Annotated in this window: 23 protein-coding genes; 9 read left to right on the plus strand and 14 right to left on the minus strand. The window is 70.0% G+C overall.

Annotation, left to right across the window (positions count from 1 at the left end):
- The first annotated feature begins 1 nt into the window (after position 1).
- Entirely contained in the window at positions 2–1,501 is a 1,500-nt protein-coding gene (locus tag ACFX43_RS19615; RefSeq protein WP_378832938.1) for a CoA-acylating methylmalonate-semialdehyde dehydrogenase, read from the plus strand.
- Here ACFX43_RS19615 and ACFX43_RS19620 read toward each other — a convergent pair.
- Together ACFX43_RS19620 and ACFX43_RS19625 are read right to left on the minus strand one after the other, a co-directional pair.
- Positions 1,498–1,686 carry a hypothetical protein gene (locus tag ACFX43_RS19620; protein WP_378832942.1) on the minus strand — a complete coding sequence of 63 codons (189 nt, stop codon included), beginning with the start codon at positions 1,684–1,686 and terminating at the stop codon, positions 1,498–1,500. The two genes, ACFX43_RS19615 and ACFX43_RS19620, sit on opposite strands and share 4 nt — an antisense overlap.
- An 80-nt stretch (positions 1,687–1,766) precedes the next feature.
- Positions 1,767–2,897 carry an endo-1,4-beta-xylanase gene (locus tag ACFX43_RS19625; RefSeq protein WP_378832945.1) on the minus strand — a complete coding sequence of 377 codons (1,131 nt, stop codon included), beginning with the start codon at positions 2,895–2,897 and terminating at the stop codon, positions 1,767–1,769.
- Between the two features lie 140 nt (positions 2,898–3,037).
- On the opposite strand from ACFX43_RS19625, the gene ACFX43_RS19630 reads away from it, so the two are divergent.
- Positions 3,038–4,285, plus strand: coding sequence for an FAD-binding protein (locus tag ACFX43_RS19630; RefSeq protein ID WP_378832955.1), 1,248 nt, complete (start codon positions 3,038–3,040; stop codon positions 4,283–4,285).
- Between the two features lie 7 nt (positions 4,286–4,292).
- Here ACFX43_RS19630 and ACFX43_RS19635 read toward each other — a convergent pair whose 3' ends face one another.
- From ACFX43_RS19635 to ACFX43_RS19665, 7 genes are all read right to left on the minus strand, one after another.
- On the minus strand, positions 4,293–4,583 hold the full coding sequence (locus tag ACFX43_RS19635) for a chorismate mutase (protein ID WP_201451241.1): 291 nt from the start codon (positions 4,581–4,583) through the stop codon (positions 4,293–4,295).
- Positions 4,584–4,626: 43 nt separating this feature from the next.
- Positions 4,627–4,995, minus strand: coding sequence for a thioredoxin (trxA, locus tag ACFX43_RS19640; RefSeq protein ID WP_160027609.1), 369 nt, complete (start codon positions 4,993–4,995; stop codon positions 4,627–4,629).
- Positions 4,996–5,101: 106 nt separating this feature from the next.
- Complete coding sequence (locus ACFX43_RS19645) at positions 5,102–5,242, minus strand: hypothetical protein (protein WP_378832968.1); 141 nt, start codon at positions 5,240–5,242, stop codon at positions 5,102–5,104.
- Positions 5,243–5,324: 82 nt separating this feature from the next.
- Positions 5,325–7,532, minus strand: a complete 2,208-nt coding sequence (locus ACFX43_RS19650; RefSeq protein WP_378832973.1) for a DEAD/DEAH box helicase — start codon at positions 7,530–7,532, stop codon at positions 5,325–5,327.
- A gap of 284 nt (positions 7,533–7,816) precedes the next feature.
- On the minus strand, positions 7,817–8,506 hold the full coding sequence (locus ACFX43_RS19655) for a hypothetical protein (protein ID WP_378832975.1): 690 nt from the start codon (positions 8,504–8,506) through the stop codon (positions 7,817–7,819).
- An 83-nt stretch (positions 8,507–8,589) separates the two neighbouring features.
- Positions 8,590–9,348 (minus strand): alpha/beta hydrolase family protein, encoded by a 759-nt coding sequence (locus ACFX43_RS19660; protein ID WP_378832980.1) that lies wholly within the window; start codon positions 9,346–9,348, stop codon positions 8,590–8,592.
- 43 nt (positions 9,349–9,391) lie between these two features.
- Positions 9,392–10,774: an NAD-dependent succinate-semialdehyde dehydrogenase gene (locus tag ACFX43_RS19665; protein WP_378832984.1), complete on the minus strand. Its 1,383-nt coding sequence runs from the start codon at positions 10,772–10,774 to the stop codon at positions 9,392–9,394.
- A 134-nt stretch (positions 10,775–10,908) separates the two neighbouring features.
- On the opposite strand from ACFX43_RS19665, the gene ACFX43_RS19670 reads away from it, so the two are divergent.
- Entirely contained in the window at positions 10,909–11,757 is an 849-nt protein-coding gene (locus ACFX43_RS19670) for an acyl-CoA thioesterase domain-containing protein (RefSeq protein ID WP_355019209.1), read from the plus strand.
- A 50-nt stretch (positions 11,758–11,807) separates the two neighbouring features.
- Here the strand turns inward: ACFX43_RS19670 and ACFX43_RS19675 are convergent, their stop codons facing one another.
- The gene (locus tag ACFX43_RS19675; protein ID WP_378832995.1) at positions 11,808–14,018 is read right to left on the minus strand and encodes an Eco57I restriction-modification methylase domain-containing protein; all 2,211 of its coding nucleotides are present in this window, start codon (positions 14,016–14,018) and stop codon (positions 11,808–11,810) included.
- A gap of 114 nt (positions 14,019–14,132) precedes the next feature.
- Here ACFX43_RS19675 and ACFX43_RS19680 point away from each other — a divergent pair, with 114 nt between their 5' ends.
- Positions 14,133–15,248 (plus strand): galactosyldiacylglycerol synthase, encoded by a 1,116-nt coding sequence (locus ACFX43_RS19680; protein WP_378832999.1) that lies wholly within the window; start codon positions 14,133–14,135, stop codon positions 15,246–15,248.
- On the opposite strand, the gene ACFX43_RS19685 is transcribed toward ACFX43_RS19680, so the two are convergent.
- From ACFX43_RS19685 to ACFX43_RS19695, 3 genes are all read right to left on the minus strand, one after another.
- Positions 15,245–16,156 carry an amidohydrolase family protein gene (locus ACFX43_RS19685; RefSeq protein WP_378833007.1) on the minus strand — a complete coding sequence of 304 codons (912 nt, stop codon included), beginning with the start codon at positions 16,154–16,156 and terminating at the stop codon, positions 15,245–15,247. The genes ACFX43_RS19680 and ACFX43_RS19685 overlap by 4 nt on opposite strands.
- A gap of 41 nt (positions 16,157–16,197) precedes the next feature.
- Positions 16,198–17,070, minus strand: coding sequence for an RNase H family protein (locus ACFX43_RS19690; RefSeq protein ID WP_378833011.1), 873 nt, complete (start codon positions 17,068–17,070; stop codon positions 16,198–16,200).
- A gap of 104 nt (positions 17,071–17,174) precedes the next feature.
- Positions 17,175–17,855, minus strand: a complete 681-nt coding sequence (locus ACFX43_RS19695; RefSeq protein WP_378833017.1) for a DNA-binding response regulator — start codon at positions 17,853–17,855, stop codon at positions 17,175–17,177.
- Positions 17,856–17,953: 98 nt separating this feature from the next.
- On the opposite strand from ACFX43_RS19695, the gene ACFX43_RS19700 reads away from it, so the two are divergent.
- Positions 17,954–18,871: an oxidoreductase gene (locus tag ACFX43_RS19700; RefSeq protein ID WP_378833020.1), complete on the plus strand. Its 918-nt coding sequence runs from the start codon at positions 17,954–17,956 to the stop codon at positions 18,869–18,871.
- 11 nt (positions 18,872–18,882) lie between these two features.
- Here ACFX43_RS19700 and ACFX43_RS19705 read toward each other — a convergent pair whose 3' ends face one another.
- On the minus strand, positions 18,883–20,733 hold the full coding sequence (locus tag ACFX43_RS19705) for an AMP-dependent synthetase/ligase (protein ID WP_378833029.1): 1,851 nt from the start codon (positions 20,731–20,733) through the stop codon (positions 18,883–18,885).
- 182 nt (positions 20,734–20,915) lie between these two features.
- Here ACFX43_RS19705 and ACFX43_RS19710 point away from each other — a divergent pair, with 182 nt between their 5' ends.
- From ACFX43_RS19710 to ACFX43_RS19725, 4 genes are all read left to right on the plus strand, one after another.
- The gene (locus tag ACFX43_RS19710) at positions 20,916–22,091 is read left to right on the plus strand and encodes a 4-hydroxybenzoate 3-monooxygenase (RefSeq protein WP_378833034.1); all 1,176 of its coding nucleotides are present in this window, start codon (positions 20,916–20,918) and stop codon (positions 22,089–22,091) included.
- Between the two features lie 78 nt (positions 22,092–22,169).
- Positions 22,170–23,135 (plus strand): DUF389 domain-containing protein, encoded by a 966-nt coding sequence (locus ACFX43_RS19715; RefSeq protein ID WP_378833039.1) that lies wholly within the window; start codon positions 22,170–22,172, stop codon positions 23,133–23,135.
- A gap of 88 nt (positions 23,136–23,223) precedes the next feature.
- Entirely contained in the window at positions 23,224–23,889 is a 666-nt protein-coding gene (locus ACFX43_RS19720) for a hypothetical protein (protein WP_378833048.1), read from the plus strand.
- 85 nt (positions 23,890–23,974) lie between these two features.
- Positions 23,975–25,018, plus strand: a complete 1,044-nt coding sequence (locus ACFX43_RS19725; protein WP_378833051.1) for a diiron oxygenase — start codon at positions 23,975–23,977, stop codon at positions 25,016–25,018.

Below are 25,018 nucleotides of genomic sequence, written 5' to 3' on the forward strand. Positions count from 1 at the left end.
CATGACCGATCTCCCCATCCTCGACCACTGGATCGGCGGGGCCACCAACCCCGGCACCGGCACCCGTCTCGGCGACGTCTACAACCCCGCGCTCGGCACCGTCCAAAAACGCGTGCGCTTCGCCTCGGCCGCCGACGTCGACACCGCCGTCTCCGCGGCCAAGAAGGCGTTCGAAGAGTGGAGCGAGACCTCGCTCACCCGGCGTACGGCCGTGCTCTTCAAGTTCCGCGAGCTGCTCAACGCCCGCAAGGGCGAGCTCGCCGAGATCCTCACCGCCGAGCACGGCAAGGTGCTCTCCGACGCCGCCGGCGAGATCGCCCGCGGGCTCGAGGTCGTCGAGTTCGCCTGCGGGCTCTCCCACCTGCTCAAGGGCACGGTCTCCGAGCAGGTCTCGTCCGGCGTGGACGTGACCACGCTCAAGCAGCCGCTCGGCGTGGTGGGCATCATCAGCCCGTTCAACTTCCCCGCCATGGTGCCGATGTGGTTCTTCCCGATCGCGATCGCGGCCGGCAACGCGGTCGTGGTCAAGCCCTCGGAGAAGGACCCGACCGCGTCCAGCTGGATCGCGGAGCTGTGGTCGGAGGCAGGGCTGCCCGACGGGGTCTACAACGTCGTGCACGGCGACAAGGAGGCGGTCGACGCGCTCCTCGACAACCCCGACGTCGCCTCGATCTCCTTCGTCGGCTCCACCCCGATCGCCCGCTACGTCTACGAGCGCGGCACCGCCGCCGGCAAGCGGGTCCAGGCGCTCGGGGGCGCCAAGAACCACATGCTCGTGCTGCCCGACGCCGACCTCGACCTGGTCGCCGACTCGGCGGTCAACGCGGGCTTCGGGTCAGCCGGCGAGCGCTGCATGGCGATCTCGGTGGTGCTCGCGGTCGACTCGGTGGCCGACAGCCTGATCTCGAAGATCACCTCGCGGATGGCCACGCTCAAGACCGGCGACGGCACCCGGGACACCGACATGGGGCCGCTGATCACCGGCGCCCACCGGGACAAGGTGGCGAGCTACGTCGACGTGGCCGCGGCCGACGGTGCCGAGGTCGTCGTCGACGGGCGAGGGATCGAGGTGGACGGCGACCCCAACGGGTTCTGGGTCGGGCCCACACTGGTGGACCGGGTGCCGACCACGTCGACCGTCTACACCGAGGAGATCTTCGGCCCGGTGCTCTCGGTCATCCGCGTCTCCGGCTACGAGGAGGGCCTCGAGCTGATCAACTCCGGCCAGTTCGGCAACGGCACCGCGATCTTCACCAACGACGGCGGCGCCGCCCGCCGGTTCCAGCGTGAGGTGCAGGTCGGGATGGTCGGCGTGAACGTGCCGATCCCGGTGCCCGTCGCCTACCACTCCTTCGGCGGCTGGAAGGCCTCCCTGTTCGGGAACGCGAAGGCGTACGGCCCCGCGGGGCTGGACTTCTTCACCCGGGAGAAGGCGGTCACCACCCGCTGGCTGGACCCGTCGCACGGCGGGATCAACCTGGGTTTCCCGCAGAACTCCTAGTAGTCGTAGTCGTCGTCGGGGCCGACCGCGTCGAGCTTCTGCTCGGCGTAGTCGGCCTCGTTGACGTCGTCCGGCGTCGAGGTCACCGTCTCCTCGGCGTCCAGAGGCGCCTCGTCGTCGACGGTCTCCTTCACGACATCGGTCGCCTGCTCCTCGAGGTCTGCCTCTGCTGCGTTCTCGCTCATCTACCCTCGCTCAGATCGATCCGTGTGCTCGGTCTCCAGTAGACCACCGCCACCCGGGTGCCGCCACGGATCGCTGTGGCTCAGCGCCGGCGTGGGGCCCCCAGGGCAAGGCGGAGATCCTGCTTCAGGGTCGTGTACGCCTCCTTGGGCTGCCGATTCACATCCCAGAGCAGCGCGTAGCCCTCCCCTTCGAACCAGCCAGGTACCCAGGAGTGGGTGTCATCGATGCCCCAGACCGTGAACGATGTGCAGGCGCGTACGGCGAGGCAGGCCTGGAGCATCTGGGAGAACTCATAGGGGTGGGCGAAGAGCGCCAGGTTGTCCGTCGGGACCTGGGTCTCGGCGGAGTCGACGAAGGCGCGTACGTCGGCCTCGGTGACCGCCACCTCGAGACCGAGGTCGGCATAGCGCTGCAGGTCGGCGCGGAAGCGCTCGCCGGAGAAGCCGTACTGGGTGTCGAGGTGGCCCTGATTGCCGACACCGTGGATGGGTACGCCCTGGGCGACCAGGCTCTTGACGAACGCGTAGACCGCGTCCGCCTTGGCGTTGTGGCCGTCCTCCCCGGCGATGTTGTAGTCGTTGTAGAACAGCCGCGCCTTCGGGTCGGCCTGATGGGCCCAGCGGAAGGCGTCGGCGACCACCTCGGGTCCGAGCCGGGAGACCCAGAAGTTGTCCGGGTTGAGCCGCGACGGGTTGGTGTCGGTGAAGAACTCGTTGGCGACGTCCCACTGGTAGACCTTGCCGCGGAAGTGGGCGACCTCGTCGGTGATGTGCTTCTTCAGGATTCCGCGGAGCTCGTCGTTGCTGATGGTGCCGTTGTTGACGCCCTCCGTCAGCCAGGCGGGATTCTGGTTGTGCCAGAGCAGGGTGTGGCCGCGCACCTTCTGGCCATGGGCGCGGGCGAACTCGACAACCTCGTCGGCGCCGGACCAGTCGTAGGTGCCCCGAGTCGGCTCGACGGACTCCCACTTCATCTCGTTCTCGGGAGTGATGCTGGAGAACTCGTCCGCGGCGATGCCGGCGAGCTCCTCGTCCGCGAGCACCTCGGGGTTGGCGGCGACACCGAGGTGCAGCCCGATCTGGGAAGCGTAGGAGCGGAGCGAGTCGGACGGGGGCCGGAAGCCACGTGGCTCGGCCTGGGCCATGGATGACGCGGTGGCCGCGATGGTCGCCGCCGCGGTCACGGTCACGACGATGTGACGAAGTTTCACGGTGCCTCCAGGTGCACTAAGTGTGATCGGCATCACAGACAGGGATCAGGATGTCGAGAGGCCCACAACTTTGTCAATCGTTGTCGATAACGTTTTCCGAAGACGGGCGCCGGAGCTGAATCCCGGCTACGATCCGGTCCATGCCCACCGAGACCTCTGCCCGCGAAGCTCCCGGATCGACGTGGGCCCGCAGCTACGACTACACCGCGCGCGAGCTGGTGCGCCCACGTTCCGTGGATGACGTACGCGACCTCGTGCTGCACGAGCCGCGGCTGCGCGCGTTGGGGTCTCGGCACTCCTTCACCGATCTCGCGGACACGCCGGGAGTGCTGGTCTCGCTAGACCTGGAGAACCCGCCGAGCCTGGCGGGGGACGTGGTCCGGGTGCCCGGCGGGATGCGCTACGGCGAGCTCGCCGCCTGGCTGCAGGAGCATGGCCGGGCGCTGCCCAACCTGGCCTCGCTCCCCCACATCTCGGTCGCCGGCGCGGTCGCGACCGGCACCCATGGCTCCGGGGTCGGCAACGGCTCGCTGGCCACCTCCGTGACCGCGCTGGAGATCGTCGACGGCCGCGGCGACCTGGTTCGGCTGGAGGCCGGCTCGCCCGACTTCGCCGGGGCCGTGGTCGGCATCGGCGCCCTGGGGATCGTGACCCATCTCGAGCTGCTGACCTCGCCGACCTACCAGGTCGCACAGACGGTCCACGAGGGTCTCACCTACGCTGACCTGCGAGAACACCTCGCCGATATCCTCGGCGCCGCCTACTCGGTGTCGATCTTCACGCGTTGGGCCGACGAGCCCGGCGGGTCGGCCGCCCGGGTCTGGGTGAAGTCGCGCTCGACGACGCCGGAGCTCCCCGGGACGGTGCTCGCGACCGAGCCGCGGCACGTCGTCCCCGGCCTCGACCCGGCTCCGTGCACCGAGCAGCTCGGCGTGCCCGGACCGTGGCACGAGCGGCTGCCCCACTTCCGGCTCGACTTCCAGCCGAGCGTCGGCGCGGAGCTGCAGAGCGAGTACCTGATGCCGCTCGATCGCGCACAGGAGGCGGTCGATGCCGTACGGTCACTCGCCGACCGGGTCCGGCCGCTCCTGCAGGTGAGCGAGATCCGCGCAGTCGCCGCCGACGAGCTGTGGCTCTCCCCCGCCTACGGCACCGACACGCTGGCGCTGCACTTCACCTGGAAGGCCGACCCCGTCGGCGTACGCGAGCTCCTGCCCGACCTGGAGCAGCGGCTTCCGGCCGGCACCCGGCCGCACTGGGGCAAGCTCTTCGCCACCAAGGACCCCGGCGCCGAGTTCCCGCGCTGGGACGACTTCCGGGACCTCGTACGCCGCTTCGACCCGGACCGCCGGTTCTGGAACGCCTGGCTGGACCGGGTGCTCGGCTGAGGCTCGCTCAGTCCTCGACGAACTGGCGGTGGTTGCGGATCACCTCGGCGATGATCACGTTGAGGATCTTCTCGGCGAACTCGGGGTCGAGACCGGCGTCGTCGGAGAGCCGGCGGAGTCGCTCGATCTGGACCGCCTCGCGGCTCGGATCGGCCGGCGGGAAGCCCGCGCGCGCCTTCAGCCGGCCGACCTGCTCGGTGCACTTGAAGCGCTCGGCGAGAAGGTGGACAAGGGCGGCGTCGAGGTTGTCGATGCTGCCGCGCAGGCGCAGGAGCTCGTCGTGGGCGTCTTCGGTCACAGCGCTATCAAACCTGATCCGAGTCCCCGAGCACCGACGAGTCTTACTCGCCGGACTCCTTCGAGGACTGCTCGGCCAGGGCCTTGTCGATGTCGAGCTCGACGACGGCATCGATGACCTGCTTGAGCGCGGGCGCGGGGAGCGCACCGGGCTGCGAGAAGACGAGGTTGCCCTTCTTGAAGGCCATCAGCGTCGGGATCGAGGTGATGTTGGCGGCACCGGCGAGCGCCTGCTCGGCCTCGGTGTCGACCTTCCCGAAGACGATCTCGGGGTGCTCCTGGGAGGCGGCGTCGTAGATCGGGCCGAACTGGCGGCACGGGCCGCACCAGGACGCCCAGAAGTCGACGAGGACGATCTCGTTGTCGGTGACGGTGCTCTCGAAGTTCTCTGCGCCGAGCTCGACGGTGGGCATGGGGCTCTCGCTTCCGGTATGGGGTGGGTGCTCGCCGGATCGGCAGGCACGTACGTCTCAACGCACGTGCGCCACTGAGGATTCCCCGTGCGGTTTCCTCGTGGGATCAGGGCAGACGCTTGGTCTTCGACCCGATGTGCCGCTCGATGCGGCTGCGTGGCTGCCCGGTCAGCTTGGCGACGATCGGAACCCGGAACACGTATCCACCGACAGCCGCTGCGATGACCAGCAAGATAATCCAGAACATGTGGTCCAGCGTACGCCGGACCACCCAGGCCCCACCTCAGGATTCTCCCTGAGATGGGGCCCGGATCAGTCCCGGGTCGGCGTCAGGCGGCGCGCCGGCCGCGGCGGCCGGACTCGCGCTTGCGCAGAGCGTCGGTGAGCAGCGAGACCAGGGCCTCGAGCTGCACGTCGGCGGAGTCGGTGACCTCTTCGTCGGAGCCGTCCAGGGCACGGGCCGCGAGGCCGGCCTTGGAGTCGATCAGCTCGGCGATCCGGGTGTCGATGGTCTGCGAGGCGATGATGCGCCAGGCGGTGACCGGCTCGGTCTGGCCGATGCGGTGGACGCGGTCGATCGCCTGGGTCTGCTCGGCGTCGGTCCAGGAGAGCTCGGCCAGGATCAGGTTGGAGGCGGCCTGCAGGTTGACGCCGACACCCGCGGCGCTGAGCGAGCAGACGATGACCTTGACCTCGGGGTCGTTCATGAACTCGTCGATGGCCTTCTCGCGCGCCTTCGAGGTCTGGTCGCCGCGGATCATGGAGTAGCGGATGCCGCGCTCCTCGAAGAGCTTCTGCGCGGTGTCCATGACCTCGATGTGCTTGGCGAAGAAGACGACCTTGCCTACGTTGCGCGCCAGCTGGGCGGCGTAGTCGGCGGCCAGCGAGGCCTTCGCACGACCGATGCGGCGCATCATCCCGAAGACGTTCTCGCCGGTGGAGGCGTCCTGGTCCTCGCGCTCCCAGGTGGCGACGCGGCGGATCAGCTCGAGGTCGAGCTCGCCGGGGGCCGGCTTGGCGCCGGTCACCCGGGTCTCGATCGCGGTGTCGTAACGCTGCATCATCCGCTTGGCCAGCTCAGCCTCGGCGGCCCGGATCGAGCGGCCCTCGGCGTCGTCGAGCTCGACCGGCAGGTCGGCCACGCGGCGCGCCGGGATGTCGCTGGCGACGTCGATCTTGCGGCGGCGCACGATGCCCTGGTTGACGACGACGCGGCGGGCCGCGCCGTAGAAGCTGTTGTCCTGCGGGGTCAGTCCGGTCTCCTCGAGCCCTTCGAGCAGGCCGTTGAGCGGCTTGACGTCATCGATCCAGCCGAGGAACTGCCAGATCGCCCGGAAGTCCTCGATGTCGTTGATCAGCGGGGTGCCGGTCAGCGCCATCAGCAGCGGGTTGGCCGTACGCTGCCGGATCTTCTCCGAGAGCGCCAGCACGTGCTGGGAGCGCTGGGAGGACTTGTTCTTGATGAAGTGGGCCTCGTCGACGACCATGCCCTTGAAGCCGAACTCGCCGAGCCAGCCGACGTGGCGGTCGAGGATCTCGTAGTTGACCACGATGATGTCGGCGAAGCCGTCGATGTCCTCGCCGTTGCCGTGGACGACGGTCGCCTTCTTGGACGGCGTCCAGAGGTCGACCTCGCGGGCCCAGTTGGCCTTGACGACGTTGGGCACGACCACGAGCAGCGGGTAGGCGTTGGCCGCCTCGGCGGCCAGCAGGGCCTGCGCGGTCTTGCCGAGGCCGGGCTCGTCGGCCAGCAGGTAGGAGCGGTGGCCGTCGGCGGCCGAGGCGACCAGCTGCGCCTGGTGGTGCATGAGCTCGCGGGTGCCGGGCGCGTCGATGTGGCCGGGGCCGTAGGCGGGCGGCTCGGGCAGCGGCATGCAGGAGGGGCCAGAGTCGGCGTACTCGAAGCTTCGGAACAGCGGCCCGAGGAGCTCCCAGCCGGACAGGCGGCGGGCGTGCACCGGCGGGCGGGCGTTGGTGAAGTCGGGCACCAGGAACGGGTTGGAGAGCTGGCGCTGGATGACGCTGGTCGGCACCACGCGCTTGTCGGGGACCACGACGGCAGGCGTCTCGTCCTCGTCCTCCTCCTCGTCCTCCGGCACGTCGACGCCACCACGGGCCATCAGCTCGTGCTTGAGGTCGACGGCGGCCTCGGAGATCTCGGCGTCCTCGGCGAGCAGCTCGAACAGGCGCGAGTCCATGGTCGCGGTCTTGGCGAGGATCGTGGCGATCCCGTCCAGACGCTTGAGCTGCTCGGCGCGGCGGCCCTCGTTGAGGGTCTCGTCCTCGAGCACGCGGTGGCGCTCGTCTCGCGCGAGGAGCGCGACGACCTGGAACTTGGTCCGTACGTCGGGCATGGCCGAGCGGCGCTGAACGGCCGACTCCACCTCGCGGACCACCTGCGCGAGCACCGGAATGATGCCCTCGTTGTCCTTGTGGACGCCCTTGCGGCGACCGTTCTGCCCGGACTTGCCGGCATTGCCGTTGCTACGTGAACGGCCGGACCGGTTGTTGCGCCGGGTAGCGGCTCCCTGAGCCAACTGAATCCTCCTTGGGGCCACGCACGGGTGAGTGGCATGTCCAAATGCCGACCCTCATCGGCCGGTCGCCCTCCCAGGGCTCACGCAGATCGATGGCAGACGACTGACGACCGCGTCCAAACAGCGGATACGCGCGATCGGCGCCTCATCGACCGGGCCAGTGACTCGTTCGGTCCCCACGACGAACGTCCACGAGCCGGGCGCTTGCAGCGAGTGTAACCCCACCCACACCGGTTAGCGGAAGTCTCGTTCGGCGTTTTCTGTCAATTGATCAAACACGGGGCTCAGGCAGGCGTCGGATGAGCCCCGTAGAACTCGCGTGCGCGCCTTCCGAGACGGTTGGTGGCGACATCCGAGAGCACCACACCGAGCGGGATGTTGAGCACCGGGATGCCGCGCAGGGCGACACGCCGGGCGACCCGGACACCGACGAGGTGCGCCATCGACCTGGTGGCCTCGACGGTCTTGTTCGCCGCCCAGCGGGAGACGGCCCGGACGCCGAAGCGGCTTCCCGCGGCGCCCGCCACGCTGCCGCCGCCGTCGAAGAGCAGGTTCACGCCGGCCAGCTTGAGGAACTCGTCGATCCGGGCCGGATCCTCCAGGTCGTGCCCGTACGCGGCGGCGATGTGCATCACCAGGCGCTGCTCGATCCACGCCAGCGCGATCAGGTCCCCGAGGATCGCGGTCCCGGCCGCGGCCGCGACCGCAGCCGGTCCGCCGATGACCGCCGGTACCTCGGCGAACGCGATCATCGCGCCGCCGCCGGCACCCTGAAGGCGAGCGAACCAGCGGTGCGTCCTGACCAGCTCGTCGACGTACGCCTCGGTGTCGAAGCCGGGCTCGGCCCGGTCCGCGGCCACCTTCCTGGCGATCTCCGGACCCTGGGTCGCGACCAGGTGGCCGACCAGAACCTGCGGTGCCGCAGACCCTGCCTTGATCAGCTCCTTGACCGGGAACTTCGGCTTCTTGATCATCTGCCCTCCGCGTCGCTCGGCGACCGTGCCACCGTCTGATGTCCCGAACCTATCCGAGTCCGACGCGGCGACGGCCCTGCGACTCAGTCGATCAGGTACTGATCCGCCCAGGCCGAGATGATCCGGGCGGCGCGCTGGGCCTGGCCCCGCTTCGTGAGGAGGTGGTCGGAGCCCTCCAGCGCCACGAAGGACCGCGGGTGGCGGGCGGTGTTGAAGATGTCGGAGGCGTTCTCGATGCCGACCGTGGTGTCGGTCGGGCTGTGCATGACCAGGAGCGGCTTCTTGAGCTGCATGATCTTGTGGCGCAGGTCGGCGCGGCGTACGTCATGGACGAAGTGCTTGCGCAGAGTCAGCGACTTGCCGCCGGCCATCCACGGCGCCTGGCCGTCCTCGAGCACGCGGGAGAGCACCGCGTCGTAGTTGTGCTCGACGTGCGCCGGCTGGAACGGGGCACCGACGGTGGCCACGGCGTCGACACCGACAGCCTCGTTGGCCGCGGCCAGGACGGCGGCACCACCGAAGGAGTGGCCGACGAGGAGCTCGGCCGGGGTGCCGCGCTCGGCCATGAAACGGGCGGCCTCGACGGTGTCGGCGACCTTGTGGGTGAAGGAGCCGTCGCCCCAGTCGCCCTCGGAGTCGCCGAGCCCGAGGTTGTCGAAGCGCAGCATGCCGATGCCCTCGGCGGCGAGCTGCTTGCAGATCCGTGCGGCCGCCGGAGAGTCCTTCCCGAGGGTGAAGCCGTGACTGAACACGCCCCAGCCACGCACCTCACCCTCGGGCAGGTCGATGAGACCGGCCAGCATGGGTCCGGACGTACTCTTGAAGGTCACCTTCTCAGCCACGCCCAGGATTCTCTCAGAATCCGGCGCGACTGCTCGGGTCTGCTCAGCGCTCGACGTAGAACAGACGCTTGTTGAGGAACTCGTCGATCCCGAGCGGGCCGAGCTCGCGGCCGAAACCGGAGCGCTTGGTGCCGCCGAAGGGGACGTCGGCGCCCTCGCCGGCCGGCGTGTTGACGTTGGCCATGCCGACCTCGAGCTGCTGGGCGACGGCGATCGCGCGCGCCTCGTCGGTCGAGAAGACGGCACCGCCGAGGCCGTACTCCACCGCGTTGGCCAGCTCGACGGCCTCCTCGTCGGTGCTCACCTTGTAGACGACGGCGACCGGGCCGAAGAGTTCCTCGGTGTAGGCGCGCATCTCCGGGGTGACACCGGTGAGGACGGCGGGGGCGAAGAAGGCGTCGGGGCCGTCGGAGATCTCGCCGCCGGCGTGGAGCGTGGCGCCCTTGGAGACCGCGTCCTCGATCTGGTCGCGCAGTGCCTCGGCGGCCTTGCGGGCCACCAGCGGGGAGTAGACGGTGTCGTCGCCGTCCTCGCCCTCGAGCGGCTTCATCGCGGTGGCGCGCTTGGTGAGGGCCGCGACGAAGTCGTCGTAGACGCCCTCGTTCACGATCATCCGCTTGTTGCCGTTGCAGACCTGGCCGACGTTCTCCATCCGGGTTGCCCAGGCAGTCTCGGCAGCCTCGTCGATGTCCTCGGAGTCGAGGATGATGTAGGGGTCGGAGCCGCCGAGCTCGAGGACGACCTTCTTCAGGTGGCGGCCGGCGGCCTCGGCGACGGCCGTGCCGGCGCGCTCGGAGCCGGTCAGGGAGACCGCGCGGACCCGCGGGTCGGCGATCATCGTGGCGATCTGCTCGTGGGTGGCGTAGAGGTTCTGGTAGACGCCCTCGGGAAGGCCGGCATCGGCGAAGATCTGCGCGATCGCGGCCGAGGAGCGCGGGCAGTTCTCGGCGTGCTTGAGGATGACCGTGTTGCCGGCGACCAGGTTGGGCGCGGCGAAGCGGGCGACCTGGTAGTAGGGGTAGTTCCACGGCATGACACCGAGCACCGGGCCGAGCGGGAGGCGCTGGATGACCGCCTTGCCCTCGTGGCCGGGCAGGTCGGTCTCCGCGAGCAGCTCGGGGCCGTGGTCGGCGTAGTAGGCGGTGATCTCGCCGGAGAACTCGGCCTCGCCGGCGCCGGAGGAGGCCTTCTTGCCCATCTCGGTGCGGATGATCTTCCCGAGCTCCGCGGCTCGCTCGGTGAAGGGGTCCGCGGCACGCTTCACGATCGCGGAACGCTCCTCGATCGGGGTCGAGCGCCAGGCTTCGTACGCCTTCTTGGACCGCTCCAGCGCCTCCTCCACCTCGGCGTCGGTGGCGAACGGGAAGGTCTCGATCACCTCGCCGGTTGCGGGGTCGGTCACCTGGTAGGGAGGCGTGGTGCTCATCGTCATCCTCTTCGATCGGGGCTGCTTTTGGTGCGATGGTACGTGGTTTTGGAGTGCTTTTGATGACGGAACCGTTACTCTTTACCGGTTTTCGCAACTGAATCCGAAGTTAGGACACGTTCTAGAATGTCCGCATGGATCTCGCATTCTTCCGGCGCACCGATGATGGTTTCGAGCCTACGCCGATGGCTCGCAGCATGTGGGCCGAGGACCACATGCACGGAGTGGCCGCCAGCGGCCTGATCGCCCGCGGCCTCGAGGACCAGATCGAGGAGCTCGGACGTGCCTCGGAACTGGTGCCCTCCCGCTATCACGTGGACCTGTTCCGACCGCCGCGGATGGTGCCGACTCGGATCCGCACGAGGGTCGTACGCAACGGCCCGCGCATCGCGCTGCTCGACGCCGAGATGGTCCAGTCCTCCGGCGACGGCGAGGAGCGGGTCGTCGCCCGCGCGACCTGCACCTATCTGCTCGCCGGCGAGAACCCGGCCGGCGAGGTCTGGTCGGCGACCGAGCGCGCCACTCCCCCGCCGCTCGAGGTCGCGCCGCCGACCTCCGAGCCGCACGTACCGTTCTTCGTCTCCGAGAACCCCTGGTCCGACGACTTCGGCAAGCACCAGAACGCCGGGCGCCACGTCACCTGGCAGGTCGCCGTACCGACCGTCGCCGGCGAGCCGATGACCCCGTTCCAGACCGTGGCCTCCATCGCCGACGCCACCTCGATGGTCACCAACTGGGGCAGCAACGGCGTCGAGTGGATCAACACCGACATCTCGCTCGCCCTCGCCCGGCGGCCGGCAGGGATGGAGGTCGGCCTCGCCACCATCGATCACGTCGCCCACGAGGGCATCTCCGTCGGCACCGCCGAGGTCTTCGACCGCGAAGGCACCATCGGCACTGCCACCGTCACCGCCTTGGCCAACGCCAAGCGCACCGTCGACTTCACCGCTCCTGGGGAGGGTGGCCCCGCCACCCCGGTCTAGCCGAGGCGTCACCCCCGTCGGCCGAGGCGTCACTCACGCTGGCCGAGGCGTCACCGTGGTGCCGTCTCGGCCGACGTACCTGACGTCTCGGCCGACGCTTGTGCCTTCTCGGCGAGGGCGAGGTTCTGGTCGACGAGGGCGGCCATGAGGGCTCGCTGGCGGGTCGGGGTGAGGCCGAAGCCGGAGGGGGTGAGGTCGGGGGTGGCCAGGGACTCGTCGATGCCGTGGAGGCGGGCGGTCGCGTGGTTGACGTCGGCGATGGCTTGGCGGAGGTCGGTGGTCGCGGGGTCGTGGGTGTCGGGGTCGCCGGCGAGGTTGAGTACGCCGGTGATGCCGATCCGGCGCTCGTCGCCGACCCGTTCCAGGGCGGCCAGGAGCGCGACGCCGGCCGGGCGGAGCGGCCCGAGGTCCGCGGGGAACGGGTAGGTGGCACGCAGGCGCGAGGGGTTGTAGCGGTAGGCGGTGTTGAGCATGGTGCCGCCGGCGCGTACCGCCCAGACCCGGTGGAGGTCCGAGGCCAGGAAGGCGTACGCAGCCGCGTCCTGTGTCGGGTAGACGACCAGTCCGTTGGAGAAGACGTGGTCGGCACCGACCAGCACTGGCCACAGGTGTTTGCTGTGCTTGCTGAACGCGATGACGTGCGAGAGCCCGGCGGCGTCGCGGTAGAGCTCGTCGACAGGGCTGAGGAAGCCCCACCAGCGCTCCTTGAGCTGGGGGTACTTCACGAACTGGCGGCGGCGCTCGGCACGCACCTTCGACCGCACCAGACGCGCGAGCGGGCGGTCCTCGGCGAGCTCCTCGAGGCCCAGCTTGCCGACGTCGAGCACGAAGCGGGAGGCGGTCGAGCCGCAGGGCGTCACCAGGTCCTCACCACTCAGATAGGGGCGCACGGTGTGCCCGAGCGGACCGCGTCCGAGAGCCTCCGCCTCGGCCGGCGTCAGGACGAGCGTGCGGCCGAGCACGATCGTGCCCTGATAGCCGTGCGGTAGTGGTACGTCGAGATCCAGCCGTGCCGGCTCCGGAAGCGAGAAGCCGTCCTCGAGCGTCCCGGTGATCGCCGGGACCGAGCGCCCGTCGAGCCACGCGCCGTCGAGCGGCCTGGTGGTGAGCCAGATCTTCGCGAACCGCACACCCGCCGTCGGCCACGGGGCCGAACGCTCCGCCCGGGCGACCTGCCAGCCGCGATCCAACAGCGCACCGAGGCCGAAGCGCGCGGTGTCGCCCTCGCTGATGGAGTCGGTCGTGATCAGCCCGATCTCGCCACGGCTGAGGGCAGCGGCCCGGAGCAGGAAGTAGATGACGTAGTCGGCCCGCCTCGTCGTGCCCGCGGCGAGCGTGTGCGCGAGGTAGTCGCGCAGCTCCTGGCCGATCGCGTCCCGCACCCGCTTCACCCCGAGGTAGGGCGGGTTGCCGACCACCGCGTCGAAGCCGCCGCGCGCCATCACCTCGGGCGCGGCCAGCGCCCAGTGGATCGGCCTGACGGCGGGAACGGGCAGGCGCCGGCCTCGGGCCAGCGCCGCGTACGCCTCCTCGAGCCGTCTCCCCGGCCGACCGCCCAGCGGCAGCGCGACCGCGACCATGGCATCGGCGTACGCCTTGGGGTCATCTACGCCGGCAGGAAGCTCGTCCGCGTCGACGAGCCCGACCAGCGAGTTGCCGCACAGGATCCGGTCGTCGAGGAAGGTCAGTGGGAGCGAGGGGTCCTCGCAGAGCAACCAGAGGGAGAGCTTGGCGAGGTCGACCGCGAACGGGTCGATGTCGGCACCGTAGAGGCAGCGAGTGACGATCTCGGCCACGGGCCGCTCGCACGAGGACGCCAGATAACGGGCGGAGGCGAGGAGGAAGACGCCGGTTCCGGCGGCGATGTCGACCACGGCCGCGTCGGCGGAGGCGACCGGTGCCAGGGCGTGGGCGACTACCTCGTCGGCGAGCTCGGGCGGGGTGTAGTGGGCGCCGTTGTCGCGTCGCGAGGAGACCTCGAGGAGCGCCTCGTAGACGTAACCGATCTCCTCCAGAACCAGATCGTCGACCGCGGCCCCATCCAGGAACAGATAGTTCGACAGCAGATGATCCGGCTTCGGACCGTCCGCGTACGACAGCAGCCCAGCCGCGTCCAGGGCGGCATCGGTGAGCACCATCCCCCGTGCCCGCGCGAACCCCGCCACGACGCTGCGCATCACCGCCGCCACCGCCGAGGGGCCACCGCCCAGCTCGGCAACCGCCGACCGCGCTCGAGTGCGCAGTGCCCGGGGCGTGATCACAGGATGAACCATAGAACGCCCGCAGGTTCACGGAGACGAACCGATGGTGAAGAGTGACGCGCCGGGGTGCCCCCGTTCACCACAACGTCACACCGTGCGTACAGAATCCGGCGCATGTCAATCGACTCGGAGCGGCTCGGGCCCCTCCTTCACATCCGGCCCGGCACGGCTCCCCGCGTGGCGATCATCTCCGCGAGCTACGGCGCCGGCCACAACTCGGCGTCCCGGGAGATCTCACGAGCACTCGGGGAGGCCGGATGCGACGTCGAGATCTTCGACTTCGTCGACCTGATGCCCTGGCGGCTCGGGCACGGGCTGAAGGTCGGCTACAAGATGCAGCTCCAGGTCAGCCCCGACTCGTGGGGCACCACGATGAGTCTGGTCATGCCGGGGCGCCCGCTCCACAAGCCGTTCAACCAGTTCCTGCGTCTCTCCACGCGCAACATCACCGAGGCCATGCGCGGCGCCGATCTGGTCATCTCCACCCACCCGTTCTGCTCCCAGGTCATCGGCCACCTGCGCACCAGCGGACAGCTCACCGTGCCTGCGGTCACCTATCTCACCGACGCCGCGGTCCCGGCGCTGTGGATCAACCCCGGCATGGACCTCAACCTCGCCATCCACGAGGTCGCCGCACGCGAGGCGCGCATGCTCGGCGGCAACGCGGCCGTGGTCCAGCCGCTGGTCCCGCCGGGGGCGGCGTACGTCCCGGGGCAGGTCTTCCCCGATCCACTCGCGGACCTCGACCTGGAAGGTCCGCGGGCGCTGGTCACCGGCGGCTCGCTGGGTGCAGGTGCGCTCGAGCAGACCGCCCGCGACATCCTCGAGCACAGCGACATGACCCCGGTGGTCCTCTGCGCGACCGACCCCTGCCTCAAGCGCCGCCTGGAGCGGATCCCCGGTGTCGTGGCGCTCGGCTGGCGCACCGACGTACGCGCCCTGATGGCGACCAGCGACTGCGTCGTCCAGAACGCCGGCGGCTTCACCTCGCTCGAGGCTCTGGCCTCGGGCACGCCGGTGATCACCTACCGCTCGATCTCCGGCCACGGCGCCGCCAACTCGGCCAACCTGGACCGTGCCGGGCTGATCCCGTGGGCCCGTGACGAGCTCGAGCTCGCCAAGCATCTGGAAGTCGCCGCCGAGTCACCCCGGTTCAACCGGCTCGCTCTCGGCGTCCCCGACATCGTCCAGATCCTGACCGACAGCTACGACGAGACCGCCGTGGCCTAGCCGGCCAGCGGCAGCCCGAAGAGCCGCGCGGCGTTCTCGTAGAGCACCCCGCGCGTCCACTCGTCACCGAACCCGAGGCCCAAGACCCCGTCGACCGCCTCGAGATAGGGATAGGGGATGTTCGGGAAGTCGCTCCCGAACAGCACCCGCTCACCCAGCGCCTTCAGCCGCGGCAGCTCCTCGGCCGGGAAGGGCGTCGACGCCTCGGTGAAGGCGGTGAAGGCCATGGTGGTGTCCAGGTGCACGCTGTCGTACTTCTCCACCAGATCGAGGAACCGCGAGTAGTCCGGCAGCCCCATGTGAGCGACGATCAGCACCAGATCCGGATAGCGTCCGAGCAGCGACTCCATGCCACCCGGCCCGGTGAACCGCCCCGGAGCCGGCCCGTGCCCGGAGTGGATCACCAGCGGCGTACGCGACTGCGAGAGCACCTCCCAGACCGGGTCGAGGAGCGGCGAGTTGGGGTCGTAGTCGCCGACCTGGACGTGCGCCTTGAAGATCCGCGCCCCTGCCTCGACGGCCTCATGCACATAATCCCCCGCGCCCGGCTCCGGGTAGAACGTCGCCGACTGCAGACAGTCCGGCTTGTCCGCCGCGAACTCCGCACCCCACTGGTTGAGCCACGCCGCCATCCCCGGCTTGTGCGGATAGGTGAGCGCCGAGAAGTGACGTACGCCGAGATCCCGCAGCACCTGGAGCCGCTCCTCCTCGGAGTGCCGATAGGCGATCGGCCACGGCTGCCCGGTCAGCGGCCCGACCGCATCGAAGTAGGCCCACACCTTGTCGAGCATCCGCGCGGGCAGGAAGTGCGTGTGTACGTCGAAGATGCCGTCCAGGCCCAGCGCATCGAGCCGCGAGCGGAGCTGCGCGGGCTCGTCGGGGGCGACGGTGACGGTCGGAGGGTTCACGAGGGCCGAACTTACCTGGCTGGAGCGAAGCCCGAAGCAATCTATCCGGCGGTGGCGGAGCCGGACGCCACGGGCGCAGCGAACGTCTCCGCGATCGCGCGTGCCCTCCCGGGCACCTCGTCGGCGGTCAGTCCCCAGGTCCCCTCGGCGAAGCGCCGGGCGAGCTTCGCGAGCGAGTCGGCACCCTCGTTGAGCGCCTCGCCGACGTGGCCGCGCACCCACTCGAACGAGAGCCGGTCGGACTCGCGACACAGGTCGTCGTGCATCCGGGTCAGGCCGGCGAGCTCGGCGCGGTGCTCGCTCTCATAGCCCTTCGGCATCGACAGCTCGCCCCGGAGCCAGTCCTCGATCATCGCGAGCGCGACCCGGGAGTCGGTCCGGATGGTCAGCGTGCGGCGGGGCAGCGCCCGCACCGCCTCGGCGATCGCCTGCAGCTCGGCCAGGACCACCAGCGACTGCGGGTCGCGGATCCGGGCGTTGGGCACCTGCCGGCCGAAGCCGTGCTGGCCGTCGCCGGCGAGCCATCCCCAGCCGATGAACCCGCGGTGGGCCGAACCGTCGGTCGCCACCACCAGCGGCGGCATCGGGCCGGCCCGATGGATCGCCAGCGCCTCCACCGCCTCCGCGCGGATGTCCGCGTCCTCGTCGGCGAACGGCACCACGGTGACCCCGGGATAGGCGTCCGCGATCTCGTCGGTCAGTATCCAGAACCGCGAGTTGGACGGCAGCGCGACCACGACCTGCACAGGCGCGAGCGACTCCAGCGAGTCGTACGCCGCTCCGACCGCCGCGATGATCGCGTCCTCGGTGCCGCGGGCGCCCAGCGATCCCGCCGCGCGCAGCCCTGGACCGGCCAGGACCCAGTCCCATCTCTCGGCATCGCTGCGCTCCTTGACGACGACGAAGCAACGCATTGCTGACCTCCTGACCCGCCCGAACAAGTCGTCCTCGACGTTACCGGGCGGCCCCTGAGAAAGAGACTCCGGCGTCAGGATCCGGACACCGCCGACCGGAACGGTCAGACGAGCCCGAGCTCCCGGGCGCGTACGCCCGCCTGGAACCGGGACGCGGCGCCGAGCGCCTCCATGAGCTCGGCGACCCGGCGCCGGTAGGTGCGTACGCCGAGCCCGAGGGTGCGCGCCGCGGCCTCGTCCTTCACGCCCCGGCCGAGCAGGTCGAGCACCTGGGGCGCGATGTCGCGCAGCTCGGCGATCCGGGCGTCGTAGGCGTCCACCGTCGTCGCCGAACGCCAGGCCGCGTCGAAGAGCGAGGTGACGCCCTGGACGACCTCGGGCTGGGCGACGATGCTGAAGCTGCGCTCGCCCAGGCGCGGGTCGCCGGCGAGGATCGCGACCCGGCGGTCGATCAGGATCGTCTCGTTGATCTCGTCGGAAGTGATCCGGATCTGGGCGCCGCGGGTGTCACGGATCTCGCGCAGATGGGCGGCGGAGACCGGGTCGAGCAGCACGTTGGGCCGGTAGACCTTCCGCAGCCGCACCTCGGCGCCGTCACGACCGCACAGCGCGGCCCTGATGCCGGATTCGGTGCGCGCGGCCGACCAGGTGCGCAGGTCGATCGCCGCACAGGCGATGTCGGTGGCGGCCGCGAACAGGTGCGAGGTGCGCCGCACGAGCTCCTCCTCGCCGCGTACGACGGCGACGGTCCCGCCCGTCCGGATCGTCCCCACCGTGTTGGTCACGGCATCGATTCTCCCCCGCCCACCAAGGCACGAGCCGTGATCGGCAACAACCTGCCAACGGCGTGAGTACGCGGCGTCGGGTCGCGACGCTGGAGGGCATGACCACGAACCACATCACCGCCGGTGCCGCCGGCACCTGGCAGCTCGGCGACAAGCGGATCAACCGGATCGGCTTCGGCGCGATGCGCCTGATCGGCAACCTGTCCACCCCGATCGCCCCCGACCGCGAGAGCGCGATCGCCGTCCTCCGCCGCGCCGTCGAGCTCGGCGTCAACCACATCGACACCGCGACCATCTACTTCACCCCGACGCGCTCGGCCAACGAGCTGATCGCGACCGCCCTCCAGCCGTACGCCGACGACCTGCTGATCGCGACCAAGGTCGGCCCCACCCCGCGCGGCCGCGACGGCGCCTGGCAGTCCGAGCCCCGACCCGAGCGGCTGCGCGACCAGGTCGAGGAGAACATCCGCCAGCTCGGCCTCGACCACCTCGACCTGGTGAACCTGCGCTGGGGAGTCGGACGCGAGCGCGGCACCGGATCGATCGCCGACCACTTCGGCGCCCTGCTCGAGCTGCGCGAGGCGGGCCTGGTCGAGCACGTCGGCCTCTCCAACATCGGCCCCGAGCAGCTCACCGAGGCGCTCGCGATCGGGCCGGTGGCCTGCGTACAGAACCAGTACGGGCTCACCACCCGCCGCGAGGACGACGCCCTGCTGCGGCTGTGCGGCGAGCACGGAGTCGCCTTCGTGCCCTTCAACTCCATCGGTGCCGCCGTCGCCGGCGCCGTCCCCGGCACCGCCCCCGACGAGACCGGTCGCGACGTCGTCGAGGCCGTCGCGGCGGCCCACTCCGCGACCCCCTCCCAGGTACGTCTGGCCTGGACGCTCCACCAGGGCCCGCACGTGCTCGCCATCCCCGGCACCGCCGACCTCGCCCACCTCGAGGAGAACATCGCCGCCGGCGCCCTCCGGCTCACCGACGAGGAGGTGAGCCGTCTGGACGCCGTCGCGGGGTAGGCCGCTCCGGCTCACTCCTGGGTGTAGAGCCCGTCGATGATGTCGGCGTACTTCTTGCTCACCACGCGCCGCTTGAGCTTCAGGGTCGGGGTGAGCTCCTCGGACTCGGCGGTCCACTCCTCACCGAGCAGCTCGAATGCCTTGACCTGCTCGGGGCGGGAGAGGCGGGCGTTGGCGGCGTCGACGGCCTTGGCGACGGCGCCCCGGATGACCGGGTGCTGGGCCAGCTCGGCGAGCGAGCCGGCCTCGACGCCGAGCTTCTGAGCGACCACGGGAGCGATCTCGCCGTCGAGGGTGAGGACGGCGACGACGTACGAACGGCCGTCACCGACCACCATCGCGTGACCGACGAGCGGGCTCTCCTTGAGGAGGTTCTCGATGTTGGAGGGGGCGATGTTCTTGCCCGCGGAGTTGATGATCATCTCCTTCTTGCGGTCGACCACGGTGAGGAAGCCGTCCTCGTCGATCGAGCCGATGTCGCCGGTGTGCAGCCAGCCCTCGGAGTCGAAGAGCGCGGCGGTGGCGTCGGGTCGGCCCACGTAACCCGGGGTCATGATCGGACCACGGAACAGGATCTCGCCGTCATCGGCGATCCGCAGCTCGATCCCGGGCTGGGCGCGGCCGACGGTGCCGAGCCGGAAAGCCTCCGGCCCGTTGCCGGTGGCCGCCCCGGTGGTCTCGGTCATGCCGTAGACGTCGTAGATCTTCAGTCCCAGGCCGGCGAAGAACTTCGCCACCTCGATCGGCATCGGCGCGGCCGCGCTGGCCGCCCACTCGACCCTGTCGAGACCGAGCAGCGCGCGCATGGTCGACAGGACGGCCGCGTCGGCCTGTTCGAACTGTGCCTGGAGCTCGGGCGAGGTGGTCTGCCCGAACTGCTGCGACTCGACGTAGGCCAGCCCGACCGCCATCGCCTTCTCGACACCGGCCTTCTTGGTCTCGTCGGTCTCGGCGGCGAGCAGCGCGGTGACGCCGGTGCGGATCTTCTCCCACACCCGCGGCACCCCGAAGAAGCTGGTCGGGTGCACCTCCTGGAGGGTGGCGAGCAACAGCGCGGGGTCCTGGACCAGGTAGACGTGGCCGCCGTTGAACTGCGGGATGTAGAGGCTGAGCACCCGCTCGGCGATGTGAGCGAACGGCAGGTAGGAGACGAGCACCCCCGGCTCCTCGACGCCGGAGACGGTCAGCGAGCTGGTCGTCTCGAAGACGATGTTGCGGTGAGTGAGCACCACGCCCTTCGGCTGCCCGGTCGTGCCCGAGGTGTAGAGCATCGTGACCGTGTCGTCGGGGGTCACCGCGGCGCTGCGCGCGTCCAGCTCCTCGCCGACCTCGGCCAGCGCGGCCGCGCCCGAGGCCACGAAGTCGTCCCAGGCGATCGCCCGCGGGTCGTCCTCCACGGCGGTGTCGATGGTGACGACGCGTACGATCTCCTCGCGCTTGAGCCCGAGCGCCCAGCGGGCGACGTGGTCGTCGGTCTCGAGCACGACGATCCGGGGGTCCGCATGCTCGGCGACGTAGCCGACCTGGTCGGGCGCGAGGGTGTTGTAGATGCTGATCGGGACACCGCCGGCGAGCACCGTTGCCATGTCGGCGACGACGTGCTCGATGCGGTTCGCGGCCATGATCGCGACCGACTCCCCCGGCTGGAGACCAGCGGCGATGTAGGCGGCGGCCAGTTCGCGGGCGCGCTGGTGCAGCTCGCCCCACGTAAGCGTGCGCCAGCCCGTGCCGTCAGGGGTGTGCCGGTCGGAGAAGGCCGGCTCGGTGCCGCGGTCGGCGACCACCTTGGCGAGCACGTCGACCATGGTCTGGTCGCCGATCTGGGACTCGAGGGCGGCACGGTCGGCGAGGACGTCGGGCATCGGAGCGCTCCTTCTGTGGTTTGTGACTCGGGTCACAATCGGGGTGCCTCGACCGTAGGGACGAGTTGGCGCGGACACAAGGGCCCGTTCGCGCCATTTGGGAATCCTCCCCGGCGGCGTGGTTTCCATTCAGTGGAAGAACGCGCTGGCGGCAGCCGCCCGAACAGGAGTTGACTCACCCCATGGCAGAAGAACGTACGCAGGTTGTGATCGTCGGCGCCGGCCCCGCGGGGATGCTGCTGAGCCATCTCCTCGCCGCCGACGGGGTCGACTCGGTCGTGGTCGAGACCCGGTCGGAGGAGTACGTCGCGGCCCGCATCCGCGCCGGGATCCTGGAGCAGTCGAGCGTCGATCTGCTCACCGAGGTCGGTCTCGGCGACCGGCTCGCCCGCGACGCTGACAAGCACCGCGGGATCTACCTGCAGTGGCCCGAGGAGCGCCACCACCTCGACTTCGTGGACCTGGTCGGCCGGGCGGTCTACGTCTACGGCCAGACCGAGGTGCAGAAGGACCTGATCGACGCCCGCAAGGCCGCCGGTCAGGTCGTCCACTACGAGGTCAGCGACACCGCGCTGCACGACATCGAGTCCGACCGGCCTTCGGTGACCTTCACCGACCCCGCCGGGCTCCCCCAGCGGATCCGGGCGGATGTCATCGTCGGCTGCGACGGCTCCTTCGGCCCGAGCCGCGCCGCGATCCCGGCGCGCGAGAGCTGGGACCGCACCTACCCCTACAGCTGGTTCGGCATCCTCGCCGACGTCGCGCCCTCGACCGACGAGCTGATCTACGCCTGGCACCCCGACGGCTTCGCGCTGCACTCGATGCGCTCGGAGAGCGTCTCGCGGTTCTACCTCCAGGTGCCCAACGGGACCGACCCGGCGACATGGTCCGACGACCAGATCTGGGACGCGCTCGCCGCCCGGCTCGGCCACGACCAGTTCGGCTGGAGCCTGCAGCCGGGCCGGATCACCGACCGCAGCGTCCTCCCGATGCGCTCGCACGTCTCCACGCCGATGCGCCACGGCCGGCTCTTCCTAGCCGGCGACGCCGCCCACATCGTCCCGCCGACCGGCGCCAAGGGGCTCAACCTCGCGGTCGCGGACGTCGCGCTGCTGGCGCCCGCGCTCGCCGCGCTGCTCAAGGGAGACTCGCGACTGGCCGACGACTACTCCGAGACCGCGCTGCGCCGCGTCTGGCGCTGCACCCACTTCTCCTGGTGGATGACCACGATGCTGCACACCGCCGAGGACCCGTTCGACACCCAGCTCCAGCTCTCCCAGCTGCGCTGGGTGACCTCCAGCGAGCACGCCGCCGCCGGGCTCGCGGAGAACTACGCCGGTCTCCCGATCGGCTTCTGAGCGGTTCGCGGCACCGGGTGGCATCGGCGATGGTGGCGGGGCGGGACCGGTCGGCCGGGGCTCGGGCACACTGTGCGCATGCTGCATCTGCGGATCACCGCTCCGACAGACCTGGCCTCCAGTGCCGTCGAGATCCTCGAGGAGGACCCGGCCGTGAGCGGGCTGGTCGTGATGCCCTCGGCATCCAGGAAGCCCGAGGGCGACCTCGTGCTCGCCGACGTCGCCCGTGAGGCCGCCGACGGCGTGATCGGCCAGCTGCGCTCCCTCGGCATCCACAAGAAGGGCAGCATCCATGTCGAGCCGGTCCAGACCTGGCTCTCGCAGTCGGCCTTCGAGGCCGAGCAGGCGGCGCCAGGCAGCAGTGCCGACACGGTCGTGTGGGCGCAGGTCACCCAGCAGACGTACGAGGAATCCGAGCTCAACTGGACCTACATGACCTTCATGACCCTGGCGACCGTGCTCGCCTCGATCGCGATCGTGCTCGACTCCCAGATCCTGGTCATCGGCGCGATGGTCCTCGGCCCGGAGTTCGTCGCCGTGGCCGCCCTCGGACTCGGGCTGGTGCGTGGCCGGACGACGCTGTTCAAACGCGCCGTGCGTACGCTGCTCATCGGGTTCGCGGTGGCGATCGCGGTCACCGCGCTGGCCGCGTTGGCGGCCCGCGGACTCGGCTGGATCACGGAGGCGGACGTCACCGCCGAACGCCCCAGCACGGCTTTCATCTACACCCCCGACAAGTGGTCGTTCATCGTCGCCCTGATCGCGGCCGCCGCCGGCGTACTCTCCCTGACCTCCGCCAAGGTCGGCGGCCTCTCCGGCGTCTTCATCTCCGTCACCACCGTCCCCGCCGCCGGCAACGTCGCACTGGGGCTCGCGTTCGGACTGGGCGACGAGATCTGGGGAAGCACGCTGCAGCTGGTCGTCAACCTGGCCGGTATGGCGGCAGCGGGATGGCTGACGCTGGCCATCCAGCAGGTGGTGTGGAAGCGGATCTCCGAGCAACGCGCGAAGATCGTGGCGCGCCGTCGAAAGCGCCTCGCGTAGCTCCGAGCAACCGACGCGACGGGGCTGCGTCTCTTGCCATCCCAGCGCCACACATGTTTAGGTAAGCCTTACCTAAACAGGAGGTGCCATGGATCCGACCGCCAGCATTGCCCGCAGCATCCTGTCATGCCCCCGTGGCGGCAGCGTGGTGATCGACGGCATCCCCTACTCGATGGAGGAGCTGGAGATGCAGGGCTTCGCCGACGACGGCGGCCGCCCGACGTTCCTGTGCCCGCCCGAGCAGCGGATGGCGTACGCCGGGCGCCGCGGCAGCCATGTCGTGCTCGTCCTCCAGGGCGTGCTCGGCGACGGCGAGGCGGTCCGCCTGACCGGGACGCTGAGGTGGCTGCGTACGGATGCCTGCACGTGCTGCGAGACGGAGTGGGAGGAGGTCGTCATGGACGTCTCCAACGTGATGCTGGTCCGCCGCACCGGCGAGGCGGTCCCGATCCCCCTCGACGCCTTCACCGACCGCGACCTCGATCTCAACGACGGCGTGCTCCACCGCAACCAGGACCACCTCAACAACCACCACGGCAACGAGCTCCGCGAGGCGGTCGCGACCCGCTCCTACATCCCGGTCGACACCATCCTCGCCGCCCAGATCACCGGACTCTGCGCCGACGGCTTCGAGTTCCAGTGGGTCGACGAGCGCGGAGCGCACAGCGCGCGCACCACGTTCGACAGCCCGGCACGGACGCCTGAAGACCTCGTCGCCGGCGTCCGGAAGGCCCTCGCCGCCGAGATCTGCTGAGCGGAACACGCGCTCGAACCTGTTTCCTGGTACACAAATCCCATGTACCTTGGATGACGTATCAACGTCGTGCAAGGAGGCTCGGATGGTTGTGCAGACACTTCGCTCGATCGGTGGCTACGTGGGTGCTGTCGCCGGCGCCCCGGTCCGGATGATCACGCCGACCAGGCCCCTGCCGCACAAGGAGTACGACGAGACACTGCGTACATTGTCGGAGGCGTCGGTCGAGAAGTACTTCAACGCCTTCAAGGACATCGACTGGGACGCCCCCGAGATGGCACTGCCCGAGGACGACGAGCGCTGGATCCTGCCCACGCTCGACCTGCTCGGCGCGCACCCGTGGTACCAGTCGCTGCCCAAGGCGCGACAGATCGAGGTCGGCCGGCACCGCCTCACCGCAATGGTGAAGACCGGCTCCCAGTTCGAGCAGCTGCTCCTCCTCGGCGGCACCCAGTTCCTGATGGGCGTCGACAACGGCGACCCCGAGTTCCGCTACTTCATGCACGAGCTCACCGAGGAGACCCACCACATCCAGATGTTCCAGGAGTTCACCAACCGGGTGTGCCCCGACGTCTCCGGAGCACCGGGGTGGCTGATGCGCGCCATCCCGCTCGTCGGCCACCTCGGCGGGCTCTACCCGGCCCTCTTCTTCTCGATCATCCTCGCCGGCGAGGAGCCGATCGACCACGTGCAGAAGGAATATCTGCGCTCCATCAGCGACGGCCACCCCCTGATGACCCGGATCATGGCCATCCACATCGCCGAGGAGGCCCGCCACATCGGCTTCGCGCACGCCTGGCTCGAGGAGCACGCGCCCTCGCTCAACCCGGTCTCGCGCCTGGCCCTGGGGGTGCTCACCCCGCTCGCGATGCGCCTGGGCGCGGACGCGATCATCATCCCGTCACGCGCCGACCGCGAGCTGATGGGCATGCCCGACGAGGTCGTGCGCGAGGTCTGGGGCACCGGCCCCGAGGCCGCCGCGTTCCGCCGTCACCTCTTCGCCGACGTCCGGATGCTCTTCGACAACCTCGGACTGCGTACGCCGCTGACGCGGTGGTCCTGGAAGGTGCTCGGCGTGGATGGGCGGCCGGCGCGTTTCCGGGCCGAGCCGCCCAGCGCCGCCGCTTGA

Source organism: Nocardioides sp. YIM B13467 (assembly GCF_042788075.1).
Classification (GTDB): domain Bacteria; phylum Actinomycetota; class Actinomycetes; order Propionibacteriales; family Nocardioidaceae; genus Nocardioides.

Bases quoted from the DNA above. Each gene is read 5' to 3' on its own strand.
- ACFX43_RS19615 (WP_378832938.1), top strand. From the start codon at position 2: ATGACCGATCTCCCCATCCTCGACCACTGGATCGGCGGGGCCACCAAC.
- ACFX43_RS19620 (WP_378832942.1), bottom strand. From the start codon at position 1,686: ATGAGCGAGAACGCAGCAGAGGCAGACCTCGAGGAGCAGGCGACCGAT.
- ACFX43_RS19630 (WP_378832955.1), top strand. From the start codon at position 3,038: ATGCCCACCGAGACCTCTGCCCGCGAAGCTCCCGGATCGACGTGGGCC.
- trxA (WP_160027609.1), bottom strand. From the start codon at position 4,995: ATGCCCACCGTCGAGCTCGGCGCAGAGAACTTCGAGAGCACCGTCACC.
- ACFX43_RS19645 (WP_378832968.1), bottom strand. From the start codon at position 5,242: ATGTTCTGGATTATCTTGCTGGTCATCGCAGCGGCTGTCGGTGGATAC.
- ACFX43_RS19655 (WP_378832975.1), bottom strand. From the start codon at position 8,506: ATGATCAAGAAGCCGAAGTTCCCGGTCAAGGAGCTGATCAAGGCAGGG.
- ACFX43_RS19665 (WP_378832984.1), bottom strand. From the start codon at position 10,774: ATGAGCACCACGCCTCCCTACCAGGTGACCGACCCCGCAACCGGCGAG.
- ACFX43_RS19670 (WP_355019209.1), top strand. From the start codon at position 10,909: ATGGATCTCGCATTCTTCCGGCGCACCGATGATGGTTTCGAGCCTACG.
- ACFX43_RS19680 (WP_378832999.1), top strand. From the start codon at position 14,133: ATGTCAATCGACTCGGAGCGGCTCGGGCCCCTCCTTCACATCCGGCCC.
- ACFX43_RS19690 (WP_378833011.1), bottom strand. From the start codon at position 17,070: ATGCGTTGCTTCGTCGTCGTCAAGGAGCGCAGCGATGCCGAGAGATGG.
- ACFX43_RS19700 (WP_378833020.1), top strand. From the start codon at position 17,954: ATGACCACGAACCACATCACCGCCGGTGCCGCCGGCACCTGGCAGCTC.
- ACFX43_RS19705 (WP_378833029.1), bottom strand. From the start codon at position 20,733: ATGCCCGACGTCCTCGCCGACCGTGCCGCCCTCGAGTCCCAGATCGGC.
- ACFX43_RS19710 (WP_378833034.1), top strand. From the start codon at position 20,916: ATGGCAGAAGAACGTACGCAGGTTGTGATCGTCGGCGCCGGCCCCGCG.
- ACFX43_RS19715 (WP_378833039.1), top strand. From the start codon at position 22,170: ATGCTGCATCTGCGGATCACCGCTCCGACAGACCTGGCCTCCAGTGCC.
- ACFX43_RS19720 (WP_378833048.1), top strand. From the start codon at position 23,224: ATGGATCCGACCGCCAGCATTGCCCGCAGCATCCTGTCATGCCCCCGT.
- ACFX43_RS19725 (WP_378833051.1), top strand. From the start codon at position 23,975: ATGGTTGTGCAGACACTTCGCTCGATCGGTGGCTACGTGGGTGCTGTC.